Below are 1051 nucleotides of genomic sequence, written 5' to 3' on the forward strand. Positions count from 1 at the left end.
CTCCACTCATTACAAGGATGGAACCAGTGTGGTCCGGTCTCAGATCAGGGGATAGGTGTCGATTCGCTAGCGCTTACGTTTTTCCTAGAGAATGGATTATCCATCAACAAGCCCTCCGCCACTGATGGTCTCCCTCCCCTTCATGCCGCAATCCTGATGAATGATGCTGAGCTTGTTGGGTTTCTGTTGGAACATGGAGCTGATCCAACTCGGGAGGATCAGAGGCATGAGCTCACAGCATCGGGGTATCTGAAGCTACTGAAGCAAAAGAATCCGGACCGGGACTGGTCTGGGGTTACCGAGCGGCTGGATTCGCAACCCTGAAGCGGCGCACACTTTCAGCCGAGTGAGCTATTAATCTGAGTGCTGGGCGTACGGCCAACCATCCAATCGGTTACCCATTGGCGGAGCTGTGGTACATCAACCTCCCCATCTTCCAGAATCCAGTGATAGTTCCAAGTGTTGCCCCTGTCATCGAGCACGCGGACAACAATGCCATCGTCGGTACTCCGGACTTCAAAATCGTGTATGGCGGACCGTATGAGTACATCCGGCCGGTTTCCGCGAAAGAGAAAAAGCCGCTCCCGCCTCAGCACCAGCGCGGGTTCGTCCGGGAAGTCCTGCCTGGACAGCACCTCATCGCCGGCCTGAGCTCGGTATACTCGCTTTCTGTGCCATGCGGTCAGCCAACCAACCACCCAACTGCCAAGCAGAAACACCGCAGCAACACTCAGCAAACCGATAGAGCGCTGCTGGACGAGAGTCCATAACGCCTCTGAGGACGAGTGGGTTTGCTCCAGCCGTTCGTAATCCTCGAGGCCTGATGCGATAAAGGACCAGATAAACCATCCAAAGATCGCTACCAGGATGGCGATCTCTCCAATCCGTTTCAGTTCCTGTTTCATGGACTCCCTTCCGGTCTGATGAGTTGGATCCATATCCAGACTTCCTTTGTCGCCAGAGCCTGATCCTAACCTGAATTTCTCATGAGAAGGCGGTGAAAGGAAGGAAGAAGCGGCTTAAAGTGGTATAATTTCAGGACGTTACACCA

2 protein-coding genes are annotated in these 1051 nt (G+C 53.9%); one reads left to right on the forward strand and one right to left on the reverse strand.

Annotated elements, in window-relative coordinates:
- On the forward strand, positions 1 to 324 hold a 324-nt coding region (locus tag AC1RQI_RS16895), incomplete at its 5' end, for a hypothetical protein (RefSeq protein ID WP_481905778.1).
- Positions 325 to 338: 14 nt separating this feature from the next.
- On the opposite strand, the gene AC1RQI_RS16900 is transcribed toward AC1RQI_RS16895, so the two are convergent.
- Complete coding sequence (locus AC1RQI_RS16900; RefSeq protein ID WP_481905779.1) at positions 339 to 905, reverse strand: hypothetical protein; 567 nt, start codon at positions 903 to 905, stop codon at positions 339 to 341.
- Positions 906 to 1051 lie beyond the last annotated feature (146 nt).

The organism is Salicola sp. AFF1 (assembly GCF_056783195.1).

What these genes read in the sequence shown, in the direction of transcription:
- AC1RQI_RS16900 (WP_481905779.1), bottom strand. Translation starts at nt 905, where the DNA reads ATGAAACAGGAACTGAAACGGATTGGAGAGATCGCCATCCTGGTAGCG.